Below are 20005 nucleotides of genomic sequence, written 5' to 3' on the forward strand. Positions count from 1 at the left end.
AAGAGAACAAATTGCGATCGCAGTTGATTATATATTATTTGTCAACTTTTTGTTACTATTCCTGTAATAGGCAATAGCAGCCAGTCTCCATTAATATACATAATTCCTGATGATTTCCTTCCACACGGCGTAACCTTCTCCATTTAAATGAAGACCATCATTAGTGTACCGATAAGCTAGTTCATTGTCGATAGTAAAAAAGTAATAGAGATCTATATACTGATAGTTAAATTCCCTTGCTAAGATTTCTAATTCTTGATTTAGCTGAAATACCAAGTTATTATTCACTGGTGTTTTAAACCGACTGTTCGCTGGTAAAACGCTTTGAATATAAACTTCGGTTTCTGGACTCGATCGTTTAATATTAGCTAGTACCATTCTATATTTCCTGACTATATCCTCTAGTTTTTGGTTACTAATTACGTCATTTATTCCAATCATCAAAAAGATTTTTCTTGGACGAGTTGCAGTGACTTGATCCAATCTTTTCAGCATTCCATATAAATTGTCTCCAGCAATGCCTCGATTTTTCACATTAGGATTTTCTAAAATTTCTGACCATTCACAACGTTCAATTATGCTATCTCCTAAAAATATAATATCATTAGGACTTTGAGGAATAATTTCAAATAAACTCGTTCGATCTAAATAATAAGAAGAAAACCTGACTGGCTGGGTACTATTATTATTAAAATATCTACCCAACAACTGCTCGCTCATCAAATAAGAGGTTAAGCCTTTTTTGGGAATCAAAATTATGGCATATATGACAAATAAAATATTTAAGGTGATGGAAAACACCATTCCCCAGTTTTTTTTCAGTGATTTAGGCGAAAGAAGCATTTTAGCGATCGAGAATCAAAAATCTAACTAACAATATACCAGGGTGTAGTTGCTGTCAAGTAGTTTATCTCTATTTGAACTATAAATTTAACTCAATCTAGCGGTACATTCTAAAATCAATTTTTGATTAATTAAGGCATAAGGTTGAATTTCTAATGCTTGACGAAAAGCTTGTATTGCCTGACGATATTCACCGATCGCAGCATGACACAATCCTAACCCATGAAGTGCGCCAAAGTGAATTGGATTGAGCTTAATTACCATTTTGCAATCAGCAATTGCTTTTTTATATTCTCCAATTGAGTAGTATAAAACTGCACGTCGATTCCAAGCTTCTGCAAAGTCTGGTAAGTCAGAAATTAGCTGTGTAAGTGCTATTTCTGCTTCTTTAATTTCTCCGGTTTCTAGTAACAATTGAGCTTGACGAATTACTTCAAATCCGATCGCACCTTTCTGCTCAAACCAAATTCGCCAAAGTTCTGCGGTAGCGCGATCGCGTATTTCTTCATCAGGATCTTTCAAATTTTCTAGTAACTGATTAATCCGATACTCATTCATAGTTATTACTCACAAAAATGATTAAACAAACACACTGAGATTCAGAGAATTAGTGAGTTTTTCTAAGAAAAATATTCCTGCTTTTGAGTTACCTATACGATCGAGAGCAGGGCTATAACAAGCGATCGCACCCGCCCCAGGTACAACAGATAACAACGCACCACTCACCCCTGATTTAGTTGGTAAACCTACTTTTACGGCAAAACTAGCTGATGCTTCATACAATCCACAAGTCAACATTAAAGCATTAACAATTCGCCTATTTTCTCCCGAAATTCCGATTTTTTCTTCTGCTAATAACATTCCCAAATTAGCTAAATCGCTGACATTTCCTGCCAAACAACAAATATGATTGTAAGTGTCGATCGCAATTTCGGGAGCATTCAAAAAGCCAAATTCAAACATTAGTTTTGCGATCGATCGATTCCGTCCCCCACCAGCCGCCACAACAGAATTGAGCATCGCTTTATCTAATATTAAATTAGTTCCAGCACTTTGATTTAACCATTGACGTAAGTTTTCACAACGCGAAAAACCATTGTCACCGGGTAATAGAGAAGCTAGTGCGATCGCCCCACTATTAATCATCGGATTTCTCGGCCAACCTTGGTCAGCTTCTAGCTGTTCGATCGAGTAAAAAGGTTTGTCAGAAGCCTGCATTCCTACATGAGAAAATACCGCCTCTTTCCCCATTTCTTCCAATAAAAATAACAGCACAAAAGGCTTAATTACACTCATTAAAACGAAAGGTATTTCACTTTCCCCAAACCTGAAACTTTCACCATTTGTGCAATTAATTTCTACCGCCAACCATTCAGGATTTACTTCAGCCAACCGGGGAATATAATCAGGTAATCTACCCCCTTGACTGTAACTTTTTGCCTGTACAGCTAAAAACTCTAATTGAGCTTGAGTTAAATTAGATAACTTCGCTGAATTCATCATCTATTAACCAACATTACAGAATGGGATTCAGCCGCTTTAATAAAAGCATTAACATCTTCCTCTTTAGTATCAAAAGCCGTAACTAACCGTAAAGTAGTCGAATCTTCTCCTTCCCAACGATAAAACCGAAAACCTTCCGCAAAAAGACCTTGAATCACAGTTTCCGGCAACTGAATAAAAATTTCATTTGCTTCTACTGGATGACAAACTTTCGCCCCAGGCAAACCACTTAATCCCCTGACTAACTTCGCCGCCATCTTATTAGCATGATTCGCATTTTTCAACCATAAATCATCTTTAATATATGCTGTTAACTGCACAGACAAAAACCGCATTTTAGAAAACAAATGTCCGCCACGCTTGCGCCGAAAAGCGAAACTTTCCGCTAATTTATGGTTAAAAAACACCACAACTTCCGCCGCCATTGCCCCATTTTTAGTAGCACCAAAAGATAAGACATCCACACCAGCACGCCAGGTAATATCTGCGGGTTTACAACCTAAAGAAACCACCGCATTAGCAAACCTGGCTCCATCAAGATGTAAGCAAAGATTATGGGCGTGAGTCACTTCAGAAATCTGGCGAATTTCATCTACAGTATAAACTGTTCCCGCTTCAGTTGCTTGGGTAATACTAACGGCAGCAGGTTGGATATGATGGACAATTCCTGCACCTGCTTTTGTTAATTTTACTCCCAAATCATCAGCAGTAAACTTGCCATGTTCGCCCGAAATTGTGACTAATTTAGCGCCACCAGTGTAGAACTCTGGCGCACCGCATTCATCAAGGTTGATATGGGATTCATTGTGGCAATAAATAGCACCATAAGGCGGTGTAATTACTGATAAAGCCAGAGAGTTAGCAGCGGAACCTGTGGCTACTGGGAAAACGATTACATCAGTTTCAAATAATTCTGAAAAGAGACTTTGTAATTGTTGAGTGTATTCATCGTTACCATAAGGCATAGCTGCACCTTGATTAGCGGCAATTAAAGCTGCTAAAATTTCCGGTGCTACACCTGTGACGTTATCGCTACAGAAATTCATTAAATTTAGAGTTTAGTTGCAACTGTTCTATTTAAAATGATAGAGAAAAAAACGAAAATTCTCCATATTGAATAAGTTTAATTTTACCAAGCGATCGCCTCCCGATCGCGAAAAAATCCCCCGTCGGCCCATCATCCGGCAAAGTTGCCAACCAAACAATAGTATCAGCGCCTTGTTCAGTTGTTCGCGGTGCATTTTGCCCTCCCATATCCGTTTTTACCCACCCAGGACAAACTGAATTAACCAAAATATTCGCCTCTTGTAACTCATAAGCAAACATCTGAGTTAAGGAATTCAAAGCAGTTTTTGACAAAAGTTTTGCACTTTCTTGAAAAACATCCGTTTCTGATTTCCCGATTACTATCAATACCAGATAACATCCGCAATTACATTTCTGATTTTCAGTTATCTCTGGAAGTTTTAGCCGATCCAGAAATAAATGATTATCTGCAACTATTTATCTCCATTTATACACAAGTGGATTTAAAAGAAGCAATAGATAAACTAGATCAATTTGAGGAAGAGTGGTGGTTACAAATTTCTTACGAAGTACGAAAACTGATTGCTAAACTGTTACGCATTTAAAAGTCATATTGTAGGGTGCGTCAGATTTAGATATTTTCCTTTCTACATAGGCTTTACCGTCTGACGCACCCTACTTGTTAATAAGTGATTTAAATGCGTAACAGCTTATTGATGTGGAGTGTGAATGAGTTTTGATTGGTCAGAATATCTTAACTTTGCTAAAGAAATTGTTGGTAATACCAAATCCGGTTTAAATACCCCCGCTATTCTTTAGTCCGCGTAGGACGTTCGGCGAAGCTCAGTCGAGCCGCGGACTTTGTTTGTGTAGTAGCGTTCGCGTAGCGTGTGCTTAGCACGTATTTCAATCGCCCAATCATAAAGGGGATAGCTGACCCGGATTTGGTATAAATTCACATCTTGCATCAGTCTCAATACCCGCCTGCGAATCAATTCGCAGGCTAATAGCTAAGGTCCTCTGAAGAGGACTAAATACTTTCAATCAAAAACTTTCAGTCCATTTTAATGGACTTCGCTATTAGCCCGAAAATTGATTTCCGGGTGGGCTAAAAACGCAGCTACAAATTCTCAATTTCACACTAACTGACTGGCAACTGACGGTTTAACCATTGCATCACCTGTTTGCACATTAAACCAATGAATTGACTCATTAGGTAATACCAAATTTATCTCTTCTCCACTCCATTTTTGTTGAATTGGTACTAAAGCTCGGACTATAATTTCTTCTTTTTCGGAACTATCAACCCGCACACTAATTAAATAGTGCATCCCTAAATTTTCTACTAAAAAAATGCGACCCTTAATTATATTTGTATCTTCCGGTTTTGCTAAATGCACATTTTCCGGGCGAATTCCTAAAACAATGTTATGTGGAACAGTTGGCATCTTTGGCAGAGGAATTTTAAAATTACCTAAACTTGCGTGATTTCCTTGGCAAGAAAGGGTTAATAAATTCATCTGTGGACTACCCACAAAACCTGCAACAAATACATTTGCTGGGTTGTTATAAATGAGTTCGGGGGCATCAAGTTGTTGCACGTCACCTTTATTAAGTACAGCAACTTTTGAAGAAAGAGTCATTGCTTCTGTTTGATCGTGAGTTACATAGACAACGGGCACTTTTTGGGCGGCAAATAATTGTTTTATTTCTGCTCTGACTCTTTCCCGCAAAAGTGCATCTAAATTACTTAAAGGTTCATCTAATAAAAATACATCGGGACGGCGAACTAAGGCGCGTGCTAGGGCAACTCTTTGTCTTTGTCCGCCTGACATTTGACCGGGTTTTCGGTTCATTAATTCTTCTAAACCTAAGACGTTTGCTGCTTCTGCTACTCTTTGTTTGATTTCTTCGGAAGGGGTTTTTTTCAGTTTTAAACCGGAAGCAATGTTGTCATAAACTGTTAGGTGTGGGTAAAGGGCGTAACTTTGAAAAACCATTGCAATATTTCGATCGCCCGGACGCACTCCAGTAACATTTCTTTCGCCAATCAAAACTTGACCGCGAGTCGGTTCTTCTAACCCAGCAATTAACCTTAAAATTGTTGATTTTCCACACCCCGAAGGGCCAAGTAATGTGAGAAATTCCCCATCTTCTACAGATAAACTGACATCTTTTACCGGAATAACTTTGGGGGTGTAAGTCTTATTTAAATTTTTCAGTTCTAATTTAGCCATTGTTTTATTTTTCCTTAAATTTCTAACTCAACAATTTAGATTTTTTCTAGTTGTATCGGGATGTTATGATAGGGCGGGTTTTGTTTAGAGATTTTTGATTTGATACAGGGTTTATCTGCTAAACCCGCCCCTACAATTAGATACAATTAAAAATTGATAAGGATGTGAGTGATATTATCCCTTAACAGCACCAGCAGTTAAACCTTGTACAATCTTGCGTTGGAAGAACAAAACCAATAATACTAAAGGTAATGTTCCTAAAACTGTTGCTGCTGCGATCGGTCCATAAGGTATTTCAAAAACTGAAGCCCCACCTAATTGGGCAGCAGCAACCGGAATAGTTTTCATGTTTTCTTGAGTCATGAAAGTTAAAGCAAAAATGAACTCATTCCAAGCAGCAATAAAGGTTAAAATTCCGGTAGTTACTAATGCTGGAACTGTCATGGGTAACAAAATTTGAATCAGCATTTGCCAAGTATTGTAACCATCAACTTTGGCAGCATCTTCTAAATCTTTGGGTAACTGTTCAAAAAAGCTGCGTAACACCAAAATTGTCAGGGGTAAGTTAATCGCAGTGTAGGGAATAATCAGTGCTAAATAGTTGTTTGCTAATCCTAATTTTTGGATAACTTCTAACAGTCCCAAAAATAACAAAATTCCCGGAAATAAGGTAACTATCAAAACACTGGCTAAAATTGCTTTTTGCCCCCGAATACTTAATCTTGCTAAAGTATAAGCAGCAGGTGCGCCAATTGCTAAGGCTAAAAAGGTAGAAGTAATCGATACAAAGGCGCTATTAAACATATAGCGCAAAAAGGGACGACGATCGAACAATTCAATGTAATGATCCAGAGTGAAACGAGTTGGAAAATAAACTGTAGGAACTGCCGAAATATCCTCATTGACTTTAAATGAAGTCAACAATTGCCACAAAACAGGTGCTAAACAAAAGAGTAACACTAAAATAATTGCGATCGGCAACAAGATTTTTTTCCAACTGATCTTTGTTTCCTTCTTGGTTCTTTCTTGACTAATTGCTGTCATTTTTTAACTAACTCCTGACAATCTTTTTCGCATTTTGTTGAGTAAGAAACTAGCGATCGCTACAGCCAAAATCAGCAGTAAAAAAGTCACTACCACCAAAGCTGAACCATAACCAAAATCTAAATAGCGCATCACCGTTGCATAAATATAAAGTGAGACAACTTCCGTCGCCCCGCCTGGACCTCCTCCAGTCATTACAGTGATTAAATCGAACACACCAAAAGATTGAGCAAACCGAAATAATAGCGCAATTAAAATTTGTGGCATTAGCAAAGGTAAAGTAATTTTAGAGAAACTTTGCCAAGGAGTTGCACCATCGATCGCGTGTGCTTCATAGAGGTCAGGAGAAATAGATTGCAACCCAGCTAAAAGCAAAATACTAATAAAAGGAGTCGTTTTCCAAACATCAGCAATAATTACGGAAACCATTGCTAAAGTTGGTTCACCTAACCAATTAATTCCGGTTTCAATTAAACCCAAACGTAACAAAATATCGTTAACAATGCCAAACTGATCGTTAAAAATCCATGCCCATGCTAAACCAATTAAAGCAGTAGGTAAAGCCCAAGGGATAATTGCCGCAGTTCTCACTAAAGAACGACCGCGAAATTTTTCATTTAAAACTAAGGCAATTCCCAAACCTAGTAATAATTCCAACAGCACAGCTGAGACTGTGAAAACTGAAGTTATCCAAAAACTTTGCCAAAAACGACCATCTCCAGCCATGCGAATATAGTTATCTAAACCGGAGAAAATCGGCTGTAATTTTGTACCTAAATTTTGCGTAAATAAACTTAACCAAAAAGCACGGGCAATGGGATATCCGTACACAAACAACAGCAGTAAAACGGCGGGTAAAATTAAAATCCAACCTGTGCGTTGTTCTCGATCGCGAATTGTATTCAATCTCATCATTTATTCACTGGTAATAGAAGTCAGAAAACCAAATTAAGCCGCTTTTTTCTGTTGACTAGCTTTCAGTAACCTGCGAGTTTCATTAGCAGCAGCTTGCATCGCATCTTCGGGAGACATTCGACCAGTTAAAGCGGAACTCAAGTAGCGTTGTAAAATATCAGATGTTTGAGCATACTGAGCAATTGGCGGACGCAAAACCGCATTATCCACCACTTTCAGCAATTCGGGAAAATGGGGATATTTCGCCACAATTTCTGGATCGGTAAATAACTCCCGGCGACTGGGAACATAACCCGATTTCAAAATAAATTCTCGCTGGGCTTCTCGACTGCTAAAATACTCAATTGCTTTCCAAGCTTCTTTAGGATGTTTCGTAGATTTAGCAATACCTAAACCCCAACCTCCTAAGCAAGCAGCAGAATTTTCTCCAGGTGCATGAACCATTGGTTTAATACCAATTTTTCCGTTAATTTGGGAAGTTTTTTGATTAGCTAAAGGCCAAACATAAGGCCAACTTCTTAAGAAAACAGCTTGACCACTTTGGAAAATTCTTCTGGTTTCTTCTTCTTGATATGTTGTTACTCCCGGTGGGGAAACTCCGGCTTTAATTGTGTCGCGTAAAAAGGCGATCGCTTTTAAACTTTCCGGGCGATCCAATCCCACCTCAAAAGTCTCAGGATTTACCCAAAAACCACCATAACCTTGTAAAACTTCAACAAACATTGCCACCAATCCTTCATATTGGCGACCTTGCCAAACATAACCCCATTTTGCTCGATCGCTTCTCTGCAAAACTTTGGAAAAATTCATCAATTGCTCAAAGGTTTCTGGCGGTTTTAATCCTGCTTGTTTCAGCAAATCTTCCCGATAATAAAGCATTCCCACATCAGAACGTAGGGGAATTCGATATAGTCTACCTTCGTAAGTTCCTCCCTCCACATCTTTAGGAGAAAAAGCTTCTAATTGCTGGGGAGTAACTTTATCAGTCAAATCTAACAACCACCCCGCAGCAGCAAATTTGGATGTCCAAATCACATCCATATTGATTAAATCGTAAGGAGACTCGCCTAAAATAAATGCCGAAGTATAAAGGTCTTCGATTAAATTTGTCGCATTTGGCCCTTCGATAATATTAATCCGAATACCGGGATTTTTTCGCTCAAATTCTGCAATCATTCCCTCTCGCCAAGGTTGAGCATCAGGCGCAGTCATTAGTAAATTAAGAGTTACTGGTTGTTGAGCCACCACTATTTTATTTACTAAAATCAGGCTCAAAAAAATAGCAATAAACATCCCTGTACTACGCCAAAATCCTAGTCTACGCAAAAATTTCTTCAGTCGATTTAGCGGCTGATGGTAAAACATGATCTCTATATTCAACGCAAATTTTAATTAGCTGATTAGTCAGCAAAAGCACCGCAATCTCTCAGTATTTGGTTTAAATTGAGAGTCCCCATTGGGAAAATATTTAGTTTTTCTTTGGCAAAATTCTGTTGATCGCTAGCAGCCATAAAATTGTTATTTCTCTAGTTTGACTTGGGCTGCATCGCCAATAATAGTGCGATCGAGAATTCTGACATACCTAATTTAATCCACTCTTAAACTTAACGCAACTTCTCCAGATATAGCACATTTATTCGGAAAAATATTCCTACTACTGCGATAAAAAAATCGCGATCGCTGCTATATCTTCAGCTAAAATATAAAAATATATTCAATATTTAAACTAACTTAAGATTAGTTTGGCTCTATCTAGCGAAATAGATCGATCGCAAGCCATTTTATTTAGTAAAACTTCATAAAGTTATATAAAAAATCCAGATGCAAGTAGCTAAATATTTGCATCTGCGGTGAAAATTGCCAGTAACAAAGTCATGAAAAACAGCAAATTTACTGATTTATTTTCGGCTGATGATATTCATGCCAATGACGAGCAATATCAATCCGACGACACAACCAAACTTTTTCATGCTGCTGCACATAATCAAGAAAACGCGCCAAAGCTGCTGCACGTCCAGGTCTTCCAACTAAGCGACAATGCAACCCAACACTCATCATTTTTGGTGCAGTTTCGCCTTCAGCATAAAGCACATCAAAAGCATCTCTAAGATAAGCAAAAAACTGATCGCCAGAATTAAAACCTTGATTAGTTGCAAAGCGCATATCATTGTTATCCAAAGTGTAGGGAATGACTAAATGCGGTTTGCCATAATCATAAATCCAGTAAGGTAAATCATCGGCATAACTATCAGCATCGTAGAGAAAACCGCCTTCTTCAACAATTAATTTACGGGAGTTGGGACTAACTCTGCCGATGTAACAACCTAAAGGACGACTACCAGTAACTTGAGTGTGAATAGCGATCGCCTTTTGTAAATGTTCCCTCTCCGCTTCCTCACCAAAATATTGATAATCAATCCAACGATAACCATGAGTAGCAATTTCCCAATCAGCTTTTAACATCGCTGCAACTGCTTCCGGGTTTCTTTGCAAAGCCATTGCTACACCATAAACTGTCACCGGAATTTTTCTTTGGGTAAATAGCCGATGTAGTCGCCAAAAACCCGATCGGCTACCATATTCATAAATCGATTCCATATTTATATTTCGTACCCCAGGCAAAGGAACAGCCCCCACAATTTCTGACAGAAATGCTTCCGAAGCAACATCACCGTGAAGAATAGAATTTTCCCCACCTTCCTCATAATTAATCACAAATTGTACTGCCACCTTTGCTTGATTAGGCCATTGAGGATCGGGAGTATTTTGCCCATAGCCAACCATATTTCGCGAATATTCCTTATTCATTGTTACCACCTCTTTTGATGGGAAATTTGATTAACATAAATAATCCAAAAATCCACAGCTACATCTGTGTGCATCTGTGGATATCTGTGGTATAAAAAAACTTAAATTTTCTCAGCAACTCGCTGATTTTTCAGCTTACGTTTCAGGCGCAAATAGCGAATTCGCATCACTAAACCCAAAGTAATTTGCTTCATAGTCCAATAAATAACCGTCAAGACAACAAAAGTAATAAACATAACTAATATCGGGCGTTTTGAAGTCAAATCATTAATTGTTGTCAGCAAAACATTATCTGGATCGGTAACTAAATCCCAACTATTAAATCGCTGAAATCTTCCCATGTAAATTCCTACAGCACAGAGAGCATGAGTAATTAACTCAGACCATATCACCCACTTTGATGATAGCTGTCGTTTTACATAATTACCCTGGTTAATTAACGAAATCACATAAGCTTCCGTTCCAGCAATAATGGCAAAGAAATGTAAGGGAATAAAAATTAAAGTAATAATCCAAGCAGAAAAACCTTCCCGAATACCACGAATTAAATGAATAATATCTGTTAGTAGGTAAGGCGCATTTGGGAGAAAAGCAAAATAAACTGCAAAACCTATCCACCAAATATAAGAACGGTAATTTGATTTGCGCCGAAATAGCCAAAAACTAAGAACTAAGGGAATAAAAGCCAGAAATAGATTCCAAGCAATCCAACCGCTATATATGCCACCGGAAAATGCTTCTTTTGTCTGGTAAAGTTGGGATCTCATAGATATGTCTTCTCTGTTAGTTATACCTTTACTTAGATTAACCTTTCGCTGAAAAATCAACTACAAATTTCAGATGCACTATCCAAGCATAGTCAACCCAGATCGGCAAAAGCAAACAAGATGCCTAAATTGCAAGGGTTTCAGCACCTCAACTCAGCAAAAATATCTAGCCAGAACGTGAATTTAACGAAAATTAAGAAAGCATAGTTACCCTCAGCAGGTAAAATATAAACATGAAGCTGTTAAATAACAACTGATAAAAACTAATCAAAATATTAGCAAGTTATGGCGGATTCTGATTTAACTGGTGGTTTGCAGTGGACTGCGGAAGCTAAGACAAAGCTGAAAAATATTCCCTTTTTTGTGCGGACTCAGGCGAGACAGCGAATTGAACAATTGGCACGAGAAGCCGATTTAGAAGTGGTAACGCCGGAAATTGTTGAACAGGCGCGATTAGAATTTGGACAGTAGTAATGGCATTTTTCCAAACTAATTTAAAGCCTGACCCATTGATTTGGAAAGTGGAAATTGAGGAAAGATCGATCGCACTTTAAGCTTAGTTTAGAAAGTGCGATCTATCCCCCATTCTCTCAACACTAACTACTTGAATTAGACCCTCCTCCAAACCTAGCTAAAATTTCCTCACGCGAAAGAGTTAACAACAGTTGACTCAACTCACTAGCTGGCAATTCCAACATAGGATTTATACATCTATTTAGTTGGTCATCCAAAGAACCAAACCGAACTCGCAAAAAGTTTTCGATCATCTCTTGACGACCCTCTTGACGACCTTCCTGACGACCCTCTTGACGACCTTCTCGTAAAGTATCTTCTCGCCAACGTACATAAGCTGATGATAAGTTCATAAGCAATTCCTCTTCATCTTCACTTAAATTTTGCGTCGTTTCTAAACCAACTCGCCAGTTAGCGACAACCTCCAAAATGTTTCTTTTGAAAGGATGGTTTTCTGCCATTACCTCACGGCTAACTATTACCTCACCCAAAGGAGTTAATAGTTCGCTGAGATACTGTTTAGCAAATTGGTCATGAAAATTTCTCGTCATTCTCCCACCGTCATTGCTGAGATAATTGCCTGTTGACTAACTGCCTGATAAACTGAGTTTAAATACTGCATTACTGCGTCAGATGTAGCTACATTTGTTTGGGGTTTTTCCGCTTCATCATTACCCAAAGGAATCTTACCCAGAACATCTAAAATTGTTTCACTAATTGGCGACGGTGCAATTACAACCAAACCGGGTTCTAAAGGTTGGTCATATTGCCAAAACTCTGCGATTTTTAAGGGATATTGTACTTTTTGACTTACCGGAATATCAGTTTCTTTATTTTCTTGTTCCTCTTTTCCCTTGCTGCGAAACTTGCGTAAAGCTTCAATAACTTGTGCTTTGCTGCGTCCACGCAATTGAAATAAAACAAAAGGATCTTCACCGAAGCGATCGCCTAACAAATAATAAACCGCCCCAATATGTTTGCAAGGATTAGCTTTATCAGGACAACTGCAACGACTTCGCACATCTTCTAAAGTAAAAGGAAACAAACTTAAACCATTAGCAGTAAAAACTTCTTCAATATTTTTCGGCATTTCTCCAGCTAATAACTTAGCCGAAAAAATTGCCCTCTGCGACATAGTTTCAATGACATAATCCCACTGTTCATCAGTAAAAGGTTCCAAAAATATCGAAAGTTGATAAGGTTCCGGTTCTGTTCCTTGAACTTTGGCAAAAACCTTTTGTTCCTGAAAATCAATGCTCAAAACATTCCCTTGTCTAGCATAATTTCGCGCCCGTTCCAACCGCTTTTTAAATCGATATTTATCCAACAATTCTAACCACCGTTCCACCCACCATTCCCGACCAGAAATAGCAGTATTATCTTCCTTCGTAACCCTTTGTATCCCCGGATCGTAATCTCTCATCATCTCTTCCTTTGCGTCCTTCGCGTCTTCGCGGTTAAAAAAAATTAAAACTCCGAACTATCAATAACTGCATTGCGATCGAGCAATAATAAATTCCGTAACTGGTCAGTATCTAACTCAGTTAACCAATTTTCCCCAGCACCTACTACCTGTTCTGCAAGTGCTTTTTTACTTTCAATTAAATCATGAATTTTCTCTTCCAAAGTTCCTTGACAAACAAACTTATGTACTTGCACATTGCGCGTTTGACCAATCCGAAATACTCTATCAGTTGCTTGATTTTCCACCGCAGGATTCCACCATCGATCGAAGTGAAAAACATGATTGGCGCGAGTTAAATTCAACCCAGTACCACCAGCTTTTAAAGACAAAATCATCACTCTTGGTGCTTGCGGATCGTTTTGGAAGCGATCGATCATTTCCTCCCTTTGATTCTTGGAAGTGCTACCATATAAAAACAGAATTTCTCGATTAAATTGCTTTTCCAAATAGGGTTTTAATAGTTTTCCCCATTCCGCAAATTGGGTGAAGATTAAAGCGCGATCGCCCTCCGAAATCACCTCTTCCAACATCTCTTCTAAACGCAAAAGTTTAGCCGATCGATGATTATTTGCCAAACTTGCTTCCTTCAAAAATTGCGCTGGATGATTGCAAATTTGCTTCAGTTTCACTAACAAGGCTAAAATTTGACCTCGGCGTTGAATCCCTTCTGAACTTTCAATTTCTGCCAACGATTTTTCAACTAATTTCTGATATAATTCTGCTTGTTCCGCAGTTAACCCGCAAAATACATTCATTTCCTGCTTTTCGGGCAAATCTTGAATGATATCGCGATCGGTTTTTAAACGACGCAGGATGAAAGGTTGGACTAGCGATCGTAAAGTCTTTAATGAAGAAGTATCCCCATATTTCTCCACCGGAATCGCAAATCTGCGTTGAAAGAAATTTTTTGGTCCCAAATAACCCGGATTGAGAAAATCTAAAATTGACCAAAGTTCCGACAACCTATTTTCCACCGGAGTTCCTGTTAACGCAACCCGAAAACTCGCCTCTAAATCCCTTACCGCTTGCGACTGTTTCGCCTCTGGATTTTTAATATTCTGCGCTTCATCTAACACCACACCTTGCCAAGAAACAGTTTGCAAATCCTTCACATCGCGGAAAACTAATTGATAACTAGTAATTACCAAATCTTTATCCTGAACTGCTTTCGCAAACGCCTTTCCTTTCGGACGTTTATCACCGTGATGCACTACAACTTTTAAGCTAGGGCCAAATTTTTTAACTTCCCTTTCCCAGTTACCTAAAACTGAAGTTGGACAAACTAAAAGAGTCGGTTTTTCCAGCGCATTCTCTTCTTTTAAATGTAATAGAAAAGCGATGAACTGAATCGTTTTTCCCAAACCCATATCGTCCGCTAAACAAGCACCTAATCCCCAGCGTTCTAAAAATGCTAACCAACCGACACCTCGCGCTTGGTAAGGGCGTAATTCTCCTTTGAAAGTTTCGGGAGGATCGATCGCCTCCACCGCCCGATTACTTGTTAAAGCATTCAACAAATCTTGCAAAACTCCCGAAGCTTCAAAACTCACCACAGGCAATTTTTCCACCATTTGCGTGTCACCTGTACTGAGACGCAAAGCATCTTCTAAAGAAAGGGACATTTCCTCTTTTCGAGAAGCAAAAAAATTCTTCGCTGACTTCACATCTTGCGGGCGTAACTCCACCCATTCCCCTTTAATTTCTACCAGCGGACTATTCTGCGCTGCTAACTTGTCAAACTCTTTTTTAGAAATAGTTTGCCCACCGATAGATAACTGCCATTTGAAATTTAATAAACTCTGCAAACCTAAGCGTTGATTTGCTTTTAACTCAGGAGTTTGGGCGCGAATACTTAAACCCAAACGACTCGCCCAACCATCCCGATTTGCCAAACTTGGCGGTAAAATTACCCCTAAACCACTATCTTGAAAACGCCACGCACCTGCTTTAATAAACTCGTAAGCTTCTAACGGATTTAAGCGGCAAAGTTGGGGAGTTGCTGTTTCTAAACTCGGTTCGATTACTGGCATTAATCGAGAAGCTAAACCTAACCCTTGCAGAAAAGTTTCTTGCGGACGTTCTATGGTTCTTCCTTGATAAATAAAACGTTCAACTGGATTCTGCCAAATAGTCGCAGCATCTACGATCAATTCAGGATCGTCAACAGCTTGCAAACAATATTCTAAAGTCCAATCTTTTGCATCTTCTCCAGGAGGATGCACTTTAAAACAAGTGCGAAATAAACTTTGTCCTGTTAAAAATGGTTGAACAGGTGCCATCCAAGAATTTAAGATTGCTACTAACCTTTCTGGGGTTTCTCCGGTTACTTGCGCCGACTCATTTGCTAATCCTTCTAACCACTTCTGCACCAAATTTTCTGTACTCGGGACAGAGTTTCCTTTCGCCACAGTTCGCACTTGTAAATCGATCGCACTACTTAAGAAACTCAGCAGTAAGTCTTTAGGTTCTGGCGGTAATTCTAAACTAATAAATGGCGAGGAATCATCAATTACCCAACTTTGATAACTGCGACAAACATCTGGCATTTGTCGGGCGAAATTTTCTAACCGAACTCGATCGACTCCGCTATCAAGTAAAGGTTGCCAAACAGCCAAAAAATCATCTTCTCGCTGTTGCAGTCTCGGCAAAAACTTACACCTTGCCAGTAAATCAATACTCCATCTAGCGATGTGACTCCAAAACTGCAAATCTCTGCCTAAAAAAGAATCTGATTCATTAATAGTAGTTAGCGGCAAAGCAGCTAAAAACTCTCTTGCTTCTTGCCTATTTAAACAAATTCCCTCTACTTGCCAAGGATATAAATAACATAAAGATATCTCTGATTCATTTTCATTTAATATAGTGCCCGAATGCAACGGCAACAAAGCATTATTATCTAGAGTTATCCGAGTTGGTAAACCTAAAACTTGTACTTGCCAACGGTTAGTTTGACTTTCTTCCGCTTTCTTTTTCCCTTTTTTAGCTGCACTTTTCTCAACAGTTACAGCGTCAGTTGGTAGCACCTTGCTGATTTTATCTAAACTCTGTAAATAGGCAACTAATTCTTGCTTACTCATTGCATAAGGGTGAGGTAATAGCATTGTGAATTCTTCAGAGTTTGCTGGGTTAACTCTGCGCCATGTTTCTCCCCAAATGAATAAATAATCGCCCTGAGATTGATTGATCCAACTACCGTGTAGAACTGCCATTTAGAAACTGCTCAAATTTTGTTTGTGATGTTTAACTCATCATTAGTCGCTGCGGAAGAATCACTAAACTAATGATTAATATCGATAATTGTTTGCGAATACTTGCGGTTGTGCGTAAAATTGCGGATATCATTTTATGATAACCCTAAAAATTCCATAAAACAACCGATTATCACTTTTTTCTGGTTAATTGTAGTTACAAATTTTAACAAGGTGAAATCTGATGAGCGATTCCCCAGGCTGGTATATTATCAAACGTAACCAAGGCAACTGTGATATTGTTCCTAGTCCACAAGTGGAAAGCCAAGAAGATTCTAATATCGTAGAACGTTGGGGGCCTTTTAGTTCGGTAGAAGATGCGATCGCTCGTCGTGTCGGATTAATCCGTGCCGGGAAATGTAAACCTATTTAGGGATTAGGAAAAGGGAAAATTTTTCACTAAAATCTCTCCCTTTTCTCCGTCTCTAGATATATTTTTTCAGCAGCAAAGCTAAGTTTTCTTTAGTTTTTGTTGGTGCTTTATCCAATGGGGTAAGAATAGCATATTTCAAAGCCGAATGAGCTTCAGAAACAAAAGGATTTTCCGTAATTCTTCGTACCGTTTCTTGAATTACCTTTTGAGCATTAATCGCATTGCGTTGTAAATTATCAACAATCATTTCTACAGTCACGCTATCATGATCTGGATGCCAACAATCGTAATCAGTAACTAACGCTAAAGTTGCATAAGCAATTTCGGCTTCTCTGGCTAATTTTGCCTCTGGTAAATTAGTCATACCAATGACAGTTGCACCCCAACTCCGGTAAAGATGAGACTCTGCCTTAGTAGAAAAAGCCGGCCCTTCCATGCAAACATAAGTACCGCTGCGATGCAAATTTACATTATCCAAATTTAAACTAGCCACCGCATCTGCTAAAACATTAGCTAACTTTTGACAAATTGGATCGCCAAATGCAATATGAGCTACAATTCCCTCGCCAAAAAAAGTGGATACTCTATTTTTAGTGCGATCGATAAATTGATCTGGCACTACCATGTCTAGAGGTTTAGCTTCCTCCTTGAGAGAACCAACAGCTGACGCGGAGATTAAATATTCAACGCCCAGCTGCTTCATTGCATAAATGTTCGCCCGGAACGGCAACTCAGACGGTAATAGAGTATGATTCCGACCGTGACGAGCTAAAAAAGCCACCTTAGTTCCAGCTAAAGTGCCGACAATTAAAGCATCAGAAGGCGGCCCAAAAGGAGTATCAACTTGCACCTCTTCCACATCTTTGAGGGCCTCCATTTTGTAAAGACCACTGCCACCGATAATCCCAATTTTCGCCTCAGTCATAAAATTTTGTTGTATTGCGCGTGAAACTTCAGCATTGTACCTAAAATGACTGTGACTAGGAACACAGAGAAGAAGTTTTATTAGCGATCGCCATCACTTTTTCTCAATAAACTGTAACAATAGAATTGTGAGTATTACCATTTATTTGGGAATACTGAGTTTGGTTGAATAAGGTAAAGATTAATTGAATAATGATGAGGCACTTTGAAACAAAACCAAAAGTATCGGTTGAAAGCATCCTAGAAAGGATATTTGCTATTCGCCAGATTAATCGGAGAGATCAACATACTTTAATGGCAGCATTGCTATCCAAAGATTCTCTGAGCGAAAAAGATCAACGCCAAATTAATGAAGTGTACGAAGCAATCCAAAAAGGATTGATCAGAATAGTAGATTGAAAAATAAAGGCAGAAGGGGGGAGAAAATTTTCAATAGTAGGGGCGGGTTGAGAAAAACACTTTTCCTTCTTTACAGACAACCTTCAACAAAACCTGCCCTGACAGAATTTTCCATTTTGAGTTAAAACCCACATGACGCACCCTCAACTGTCACAAGCGGAAATTACAAAAGATATTTGAGTAGTCCCTACAACGATCGAGAATAAAAAAAGGCTCCTGCCTTAAGGCAGGAGCTTTGAACTGTTTAGGAGAGAGAAATTTAAACTTATCTAACTCCTTAGTCGATATCGCCCATGAATAATACTGGCTCGGTTTCGCGATCGATACCTTTTTCAAAGCCAGCAGCAGCAGCACGAGCCCGTCCTGCGTGCCACAAGTGACCAACTAAGAAGAAGAAAGCCAAGACAAAGTGAGAAGTCGCCAGCCAAGCGCGTGGGTTTACGTAGTTAAAGCCGTTGATTTCAGTAATCAGACCACCTACAGAGTTCAAAGAACCGTTGGGGGCATGAGTCATGTACTCAGCAGCACGACGTACTTGCCAAGGCTGAACGTCATTCTTGATCTTGTCTAAGTCAAGACCGTTAGGTCCACGTAAAGGTTCCAACCAAGGGCCACGGAAATCCCAGAAGCGCATGGTTTCACCACCAAAGATGATTTCACCTGTAGGAGAGCGCATCAGGTATTTACCAAGACCAGTTGGGCCTTGTGCAGAACCGACGTTAGCACCTAAGCGTTGGTCACGTACTAGGAAGGTGAACGCTTGTGCTTGGGAAGATTCAGCGTTAGTTGGGCCAAAGAATTCGCTGGGATAAACAGTATTGTTAAACCAAACGAAGCAAGCAGCAATGAAACCCATCAGGGACAATGCGCCCAAGCTGTAGGAGAGATAAGCTTCTCCAGACCAGATGAAAGCGCGACGTGCCCAACCGAAAGGCTTGGTGAGAACGTGCCAAATACCACCAGCGATACAGATCAAACCGATCCAGATGTGACCGCCGATGACATCTTCTAAGTTATCAACGCTGACAATCCAGCCATCGCCACCGAAAGGAGATTTTGTTAAGTAACCAAAGATGACAGCAGGGTTCAGTGTGGGATTAGTAATTACCCGCACATCACCACCACCAGGAGCCCAGGTGTCATATAAGCCACCAAAGGCTACTGCCTTAGCCACTAAAAGCAAGGCACCACAGCCAAGCACAATTAAGTGGAAACCAAGGATGGTGGTCATCTTGTTCTTATCTTTCCAGTCATACCCGAAGAAAGAAGAGTATTCTTCGAGGGTGTCTGGTCCACGAACGGCGTGATAGATACCGCCCAGACCCAAAACAGCAGAGGAAATTAGATGCAGAACACCAACTACGAAGTAGGGGTAAGTATCGATAACTTCACCACCTGCGCCAACTCCCCAACCTTGGGTAGCGAGGTGAGGTAGTAGGATTAAGCCTTGTTCGTACATCGGCTTTTCTGGGTTAAAGTGAGCGACTTCAAACAGACACATCGCTCCAGCCCAGAAGACAATCAGACCAGCGTGGGCAACGTGAGCGCCCAGCAGTTTACCGGAAAGGTTGATTAAGCGGGCGTTACCAGCCCACCAAGCAAAACCTGAAGATTCTTGGTCACGATTGCCCGCAACCATTGCACTGTTAAATGATGATTCCACGGGGCAGTACCTAAATAAAAGGTTCTAAGGATTTTAGGATTTAAGGGTGAAATTTAAGGATGAAGGAAAAATATCTGATTAATTTTCCAGTCATCCCCGTTTAGCTTGTTTTTACAGAGCGTTACCGCGAGGCAGAACTTCTTCAGGGAAGACAAAACGCTCGTGGGGTTGGTCAGCTGGAGCCATCCAAGCTCTCAGACCTTCGTTCAAGAGAATGTTCTTGGTGTAGAAGGTTTCAAACTCTGGGTCTTCTGCTGCTCTTAACTCTTGGGATACG

19 protein-coding genes and 2 pseudogenes are annotated in these 20005 nt (G+C 39.6%); 4 read left to right on the forward strand and 17 right to left on the reverse strand.

The genetic code is table 11. From position 1 onward, the window contains the following. Positions 1 to 90: 90 nt before the first annotated feature. From ACE1B6_RS14320 to ACE1B6_RS14340, 5 genes and pseudogenes are all read right to left on the reverse strand, one after another. Positions 91 to 804, reverse strand: coding sequence for a GDSL-type esterase/lipase family protein (locus ACE1B6_RS14320; protein ID WP_413257912.1), 714 nt, complete (start codon positions 802 to 804; stop codon positions 91 to 93). 126 nt (positions 805 to 930) lie between these two features. Next, positions 931 to 1401, reverse strand: coding sequence for a tetratricopeptide repeat protein (locus ACE1B6_RS14325; protein ID WP_413257913.1), 471 nt, complete (start codon positions 1399 to 1401; stop codon positions 931 to 933). A gap of 21 nt (positions 1402 to 1422) precedes the next feature. Then, positions 1423 to 2346 (reverse strand): glutaminase A, encoded by a 924-nt coding sequence (gene glsA / locus ACE1B6_RS14330; RefSeq protein WP_413257914.1) that lies wholly within the window; start codon positions 2344 to 2346, stop codon positions 1423 to 1425. After that, the gene (locus ACE1B6_RS14335; RefSeq protein WP_413257915.1) at positions 2343 to 3392 is read right to left on the reverse strand and encodes a threonine aldolase family protein; all 1050 of its coding nucleotides are present in this window, start codon (positions 3390 to 3392) and stop codon (positions 2343 to 2345) included. Before ACE1B6_RS14335 ends, glsA begins: the two co-directional genes overlap by 4 nt. A gap of 83 nt (positions 3393 to 3475) precedes the next feature. Continuing rightward, positions 3476 to 3705 (reverse strand): annotated as a pseudogene (locus ACE1B6_RS14340) (SDR family oxidoreductase); the annotation flags it as partial. Between ACE1B6_RS14340 and ACE1B6_RS14345 the strand changes: the two are divergent. After that, positions 3699 to 3977 (forward strand): hypothetical protein, encoded by a 279-nt coding sequence (locus ACE1B6_RS14345; protein WP_413257917.1) that lies wholly within the window; start codon positions 3699 to 3701, stop codon positions 3975 to 3977. The pseudogene ACE1B6_RS14340 and the gene ACE1B6_RS14345 overlap by 7 nt on opposite strands. Positions 3978 to 4508: 531 nt before the next feature. Here ACE1B6_RS14345 and ACE1B6_RS14350 read toward each other — a convergent pair. From ACE1B6_RS14350 to ACE1B6_RS14375, 6 genes are all read right to left on the reverse strand, one after another. Then, positions 4509 to 5609, reverse strand: coding sequence for an ABC transporter ATP-binding protein (locus ACE1B6_RS14350; protein WP_413257918.1), 1101 nt, complete (start codon positions 5607 to 5609; stop codon positions 4509 to 4511). Between the two features lie 174 nt (positions 5610 to 5783). After that, positions 5784 to 6653: a carbohydrate ABC transporter permease gene (locus tag ACE1B6_RS14355; protein ID WP_413257919.1), complete on the reverse strand. Its 870-nt coding sequence runs from the start codon at positions 6651 to 6653 to the stop codon at positions 5784 to 5786. A gap of 3 nt (positions 6654 to 6656) precedes the next feature. Then, positions 6657 to 7568 carry a carbohydrate ABC transporter permease gene (locus tag ACE1B6_RS14360; RefSeq protein WP_459563027.1) on the reverse strand — a complete coding sequence of 304 codons (912 nt, stop codon included), beginning with the start codon at positions 7566 to 7568 and terminating at the stop codon, positions 6657 to 6659. Between the two features lie 33 nt (positions 7569 to 7601). Further along, a complete protein-coding gene (locus ACE1B6_RS14365) occupies positions 7602 to 8933 on the reverse strand; it encodes an ABC transporter substrate-binding protein (RefSeq protein ID WP_459563028.1) in 1332 nt (443 codons plus the stop codon). Positions 8934 to 9458: 525 nt separating this feature from the next. After that, positions 9459 to 10376 (reverse strand): allantoinase PuuE, encoded by a 918-nt coding sequence (puuE, locus tag ACE1B6_RS14370; RefSeq protein WP_413257921.1) that lies wholly within the window; start codon positions 10374 to 10376, stop codon positions 9459 to 9461. Positions 10377 to 10477: 101 nt separating this feature from the next. Further along, the gene (locus tag ACE1B6_RS14375) at positions 10478 to 11143 is read right to left on the reverse strand and encodes a DUF1361 domain-containing protein (protein WP_413257922.1); all 666 of its coding nucleotides are present in this window, start codon (positions 11141 to 11143) and stop codon (positions 10478 to 10480) included. A 285-nt stretch (positions 11144 to 11428) separates the two neighbouring features. On the opposite strand from ACE1B6_RS14375, the gene ACE1B6_RS14380 reads away from it, so the two are divergent. After that, entirely contained in the window at positions 11429 to 11614 is a 186-nt protein-coding gene (locus tag ACE1B6_RS14380; RefSeq protein ID WP_413257923.1) for a PCP reductase family protein, read from the forward strand. 125 nt (positions 11615 to 11739) lie between these two features. On the opposite strand, the gene ACE1B6_RS14385 is transcribed toward ACE1B6_RS14380, so the two are convergent. The 3 genes from ACE1B6_RS14385 to ACE1B6_RS14395 are packed head-to-tail and all read right to left on the reverse strand — an operon-like array spanning position 11740 to position 16330. Next, the gene (locus tag ACE1B6_RS14385; RefSeq protein WP_413257924.1) at positions 11740 to 12207 is read right to left on the reverse strand and encodes an RpnC/YadD family protein; all 468 of its coding nucleotides are present in this window, start codon (positions 12205 to 12207) and stop codon (positions 11740 to 11742) included. Continuing rightward, positions 12204 to 13082 (reverse strand): SWIM zinc finger family protein, encoded by an 879-nt coding sequence (locus ACE1B6_RS14390; RefSeq protein WP_413257925.1) that lies wholly within the window; start codon positions 13080 to 13082, stop codon positions 12204 to 12206. The genes ACE1B6_RS14385 and ACE1B6_RS14390 overlap by 4 nt, the downstream gene beginning before the upstream one ends. Before the next feature lie 41 nt (positions 13083 to 13123). Beyond that, on the reverse strand, positions 13124 to 16330 hold the full coding sequence (locus tag ACE1B6_RS14395; RefSeq protein WP_413257926.1) for a DEAD/DEAH box helicase: 3207 nt from the start codon (positions 16328 to 16330) through the stop codon (positions 13124 to 13126). A gap of 223 nt (positions 16331 to 16553) precedes the next feature. Here ACE1B6_RS14395 and ACE1B6_RS14400 point away from each other — a divergent pair, with 223 nt between their 5' ends. Next, positions 16554 to 16742: a DDE transposase family protein gene (locus ACE1B6_RS14400; RefSeq protein ID WP_413257927.1), complete on the forward strand. Its 189-nt coding sequence runs from the start codon at positions 16554 to 16556 to the stop codon at positions 16740 to 16742. A gap of 52 nt (positions 16743 to 16794) precedes the next feature. Here ACE1B6_RS14400 and ACE1B6_RS14405 read toward each other — a convergent pair whose 3' ends face one another. After that, the gene (locus tag ACE1B6_RS14405) at positions 16795 to 17667 is read right to left on the reverse strand and encodes an S-methyl-5'-thioadenosine phosphorylase (protein WP_413257928.1); all 873 of its coding nucleotides are present in this window, start codon (positions 17665 to 17667) and stop codon (positions 16795 to 16797) included. 191 nt (positions 17668 to 17858) lie between these two features. Between ACE1B6_RS14405 and ACE1B6_RS14410 the strand changes: the two genes are divergently transcribed. Then, complete coding sequence (locus tag ACE1B6_RS14410) at positions 17859 to 18065, forward strand: hypothetical protein (RefSeq protein WP_413257929.1); 207 nt, start codon at positions 17859 to 17861, stop codon at positions 18063 to 18065. Between the two features lie 277 nt (positions 18066 to 18342). Here ACE1B6_RS14410 and psbC read toward each other — a convergent pair whose 3' ends face one another. After that, positions 18343 to 19704, reverse strand: a complete 1362-nt coding sequence (gene psbC / locus ACE1B6_RS14415; RefSeq protein WP_413257937.1) for a photosystem II reaction center protein CP43 — start codon at positions 19702 to 19704, stop codon at positions 18343 to 18345. Between the two features lie 135 nt (positions 19705 to 19839). Further along, positions 19840 to 20005, reverse strand: a pseudogene (locus ACE1B6_RS14420) (photosystem II D2 protein (photosystem q(a) protein)); the annotation flags it as partial.

This window comes from Floridaenema fluviatile BLCC-F154 (assembly GCF_041929135.1).
In the GTDB taxonomy this organism is placed as follows: Bacteria; Cyanobacteriota; Cyanobacteriia; order Cyanobacteriales; family Aerosakkonemataceae; genus Floridanema; species Floridanema fluviatile.

Excerpts from the sequence above, each read along its gene's own strand:
- ACE1B6_RS14320 (WP_413257912.1), bottom strand. The coding sequence starts at position 804 with ATGGTGTTTTCCATCACCTTAAATATTTTATTTGTCATATATGCCATA.
- ACE1B6_RS14325 (WP_413257913.1), bottom strand. The coding sequence starts at position 1,401 with ATGAATGAGTATCGGATTAATCAGTTACTAGAAAATTTGAAAGATCCT.
- glsA (WP_413257914.1), bottom strand. The coding sequence starts at position 2,346 with ATGATGAATTCAGCGAAGTTATCTAATTTAACTCAAGCTCAATTAGAG.
- ACE1B6_RS14335 (WP_413257915.1), bottom strand. The coding sequence starts at position 3,392 with ATGAATTTCTGTAGCGATAACGTCACAGGTGTAGCACCGGAAATTTTA.
- ACE1B6_RS14350 (WP_413257918.1), bottom strand. The coding sequence starts at position 5,609 with ATGGCTAAATTAGAACTGAAAAATTTAAATAAGACTTACACCCCCAAA.
- ACE1B6_RS14355 (WP_413257919.1), bottom strand. The coding sequence starts at position 6,653 with ATGACAGCAATTAGTCAAGAAAGAACCAAGAAGGAAACAAAGATCAGT.
- ACE1B6_RS14360 (WP_459563027.1), bottom strand. The coding sequence starts at position 7,568 with ATGATGAGATTGAATACAATTCGCGATCGAGAACAACGCACAGGTTGG.
- ACE1B6_RS14365 (WP_459563028.1), bottom strand. The coding sequence starts at position 8,933 with ATGTTTTACCATCAGCCGCTAAATCGACTGAAGAAATTTTTGCGTAGA.
- puuE (WP_413257921.1), bottom strand. The coding sequence starts at position 10,376 with ATGAATAAGGAATATTCGCGAAATATGGTTGGCTATGGGCAAAATACT.
- ACE1B6_RS14375 (WP_413257922.1), bottom strand. The coding sequence starts at position 11,143 with ATGAGATCCCAACTTTACCAGACAAAAGAAGCATTTTCCGGTGGCATA.
- ACE1B6_RS14380 (WP_413257923.1), top strand. The coding sequence starts at position 11,429 with ATGGCGGATTCTGATTTAACTGGTGGTTTGCAGTGGACTGCGGAAGCT.
- ACE1B6_RS14385 (WP_413257924.1), bottom strand. The coding sequence starts at position 12,207 with ATGACGAGAAATTTTCATGACCAATTTGCTAAACAGTATCTCAGCGAA.
- ACE1B6_RS14390 (WP_413257925.1), bottom strand. The coding sequence starts at position 13,082 with ATGATGAGAGATTACGATCCGGGGATACAAAGGGTTACGAAGGAAGAT.
- ACE1B6_RS14395 (WP_413257926.1), bottom strand. The coding sequence starts at position 16,330 with ATGGCAGTTCTACACGGTAGTTGGATCAATCAATCTCAGGGCGATTAT.
- ACE1B6_RS14400 (WP_413257927.1), top strand. The coding sequence starts at position 16,554 with ATGAGCGATTCCCCAGGCTGGTATATTATCAAACGTAACCAAGGCAAC.
- ACE1B6_RS14405 (WP_413257928.1), bottom strand. The coding sequence starts at position 17,667 with ATGACTGAGGCGAAAATTGGGATTATCGGTGGCAGTGGTCTTTACAAA.
- ACE1B6_RS14410 (WP_413257929.1), top strand. The coding sequence starts at position 17,859 with ATGATGAGGCACTTTGAAACAAAACCAAAAGTATCGGTTGAAAGCATC.
- psbC (WP_413257937.1), bottom strand. The coding sequence starts at position 19,704 with ATGGTTGCGGGCAATCGTGACCAAGAATCTTCAGGTTTTGCTTGGTGG.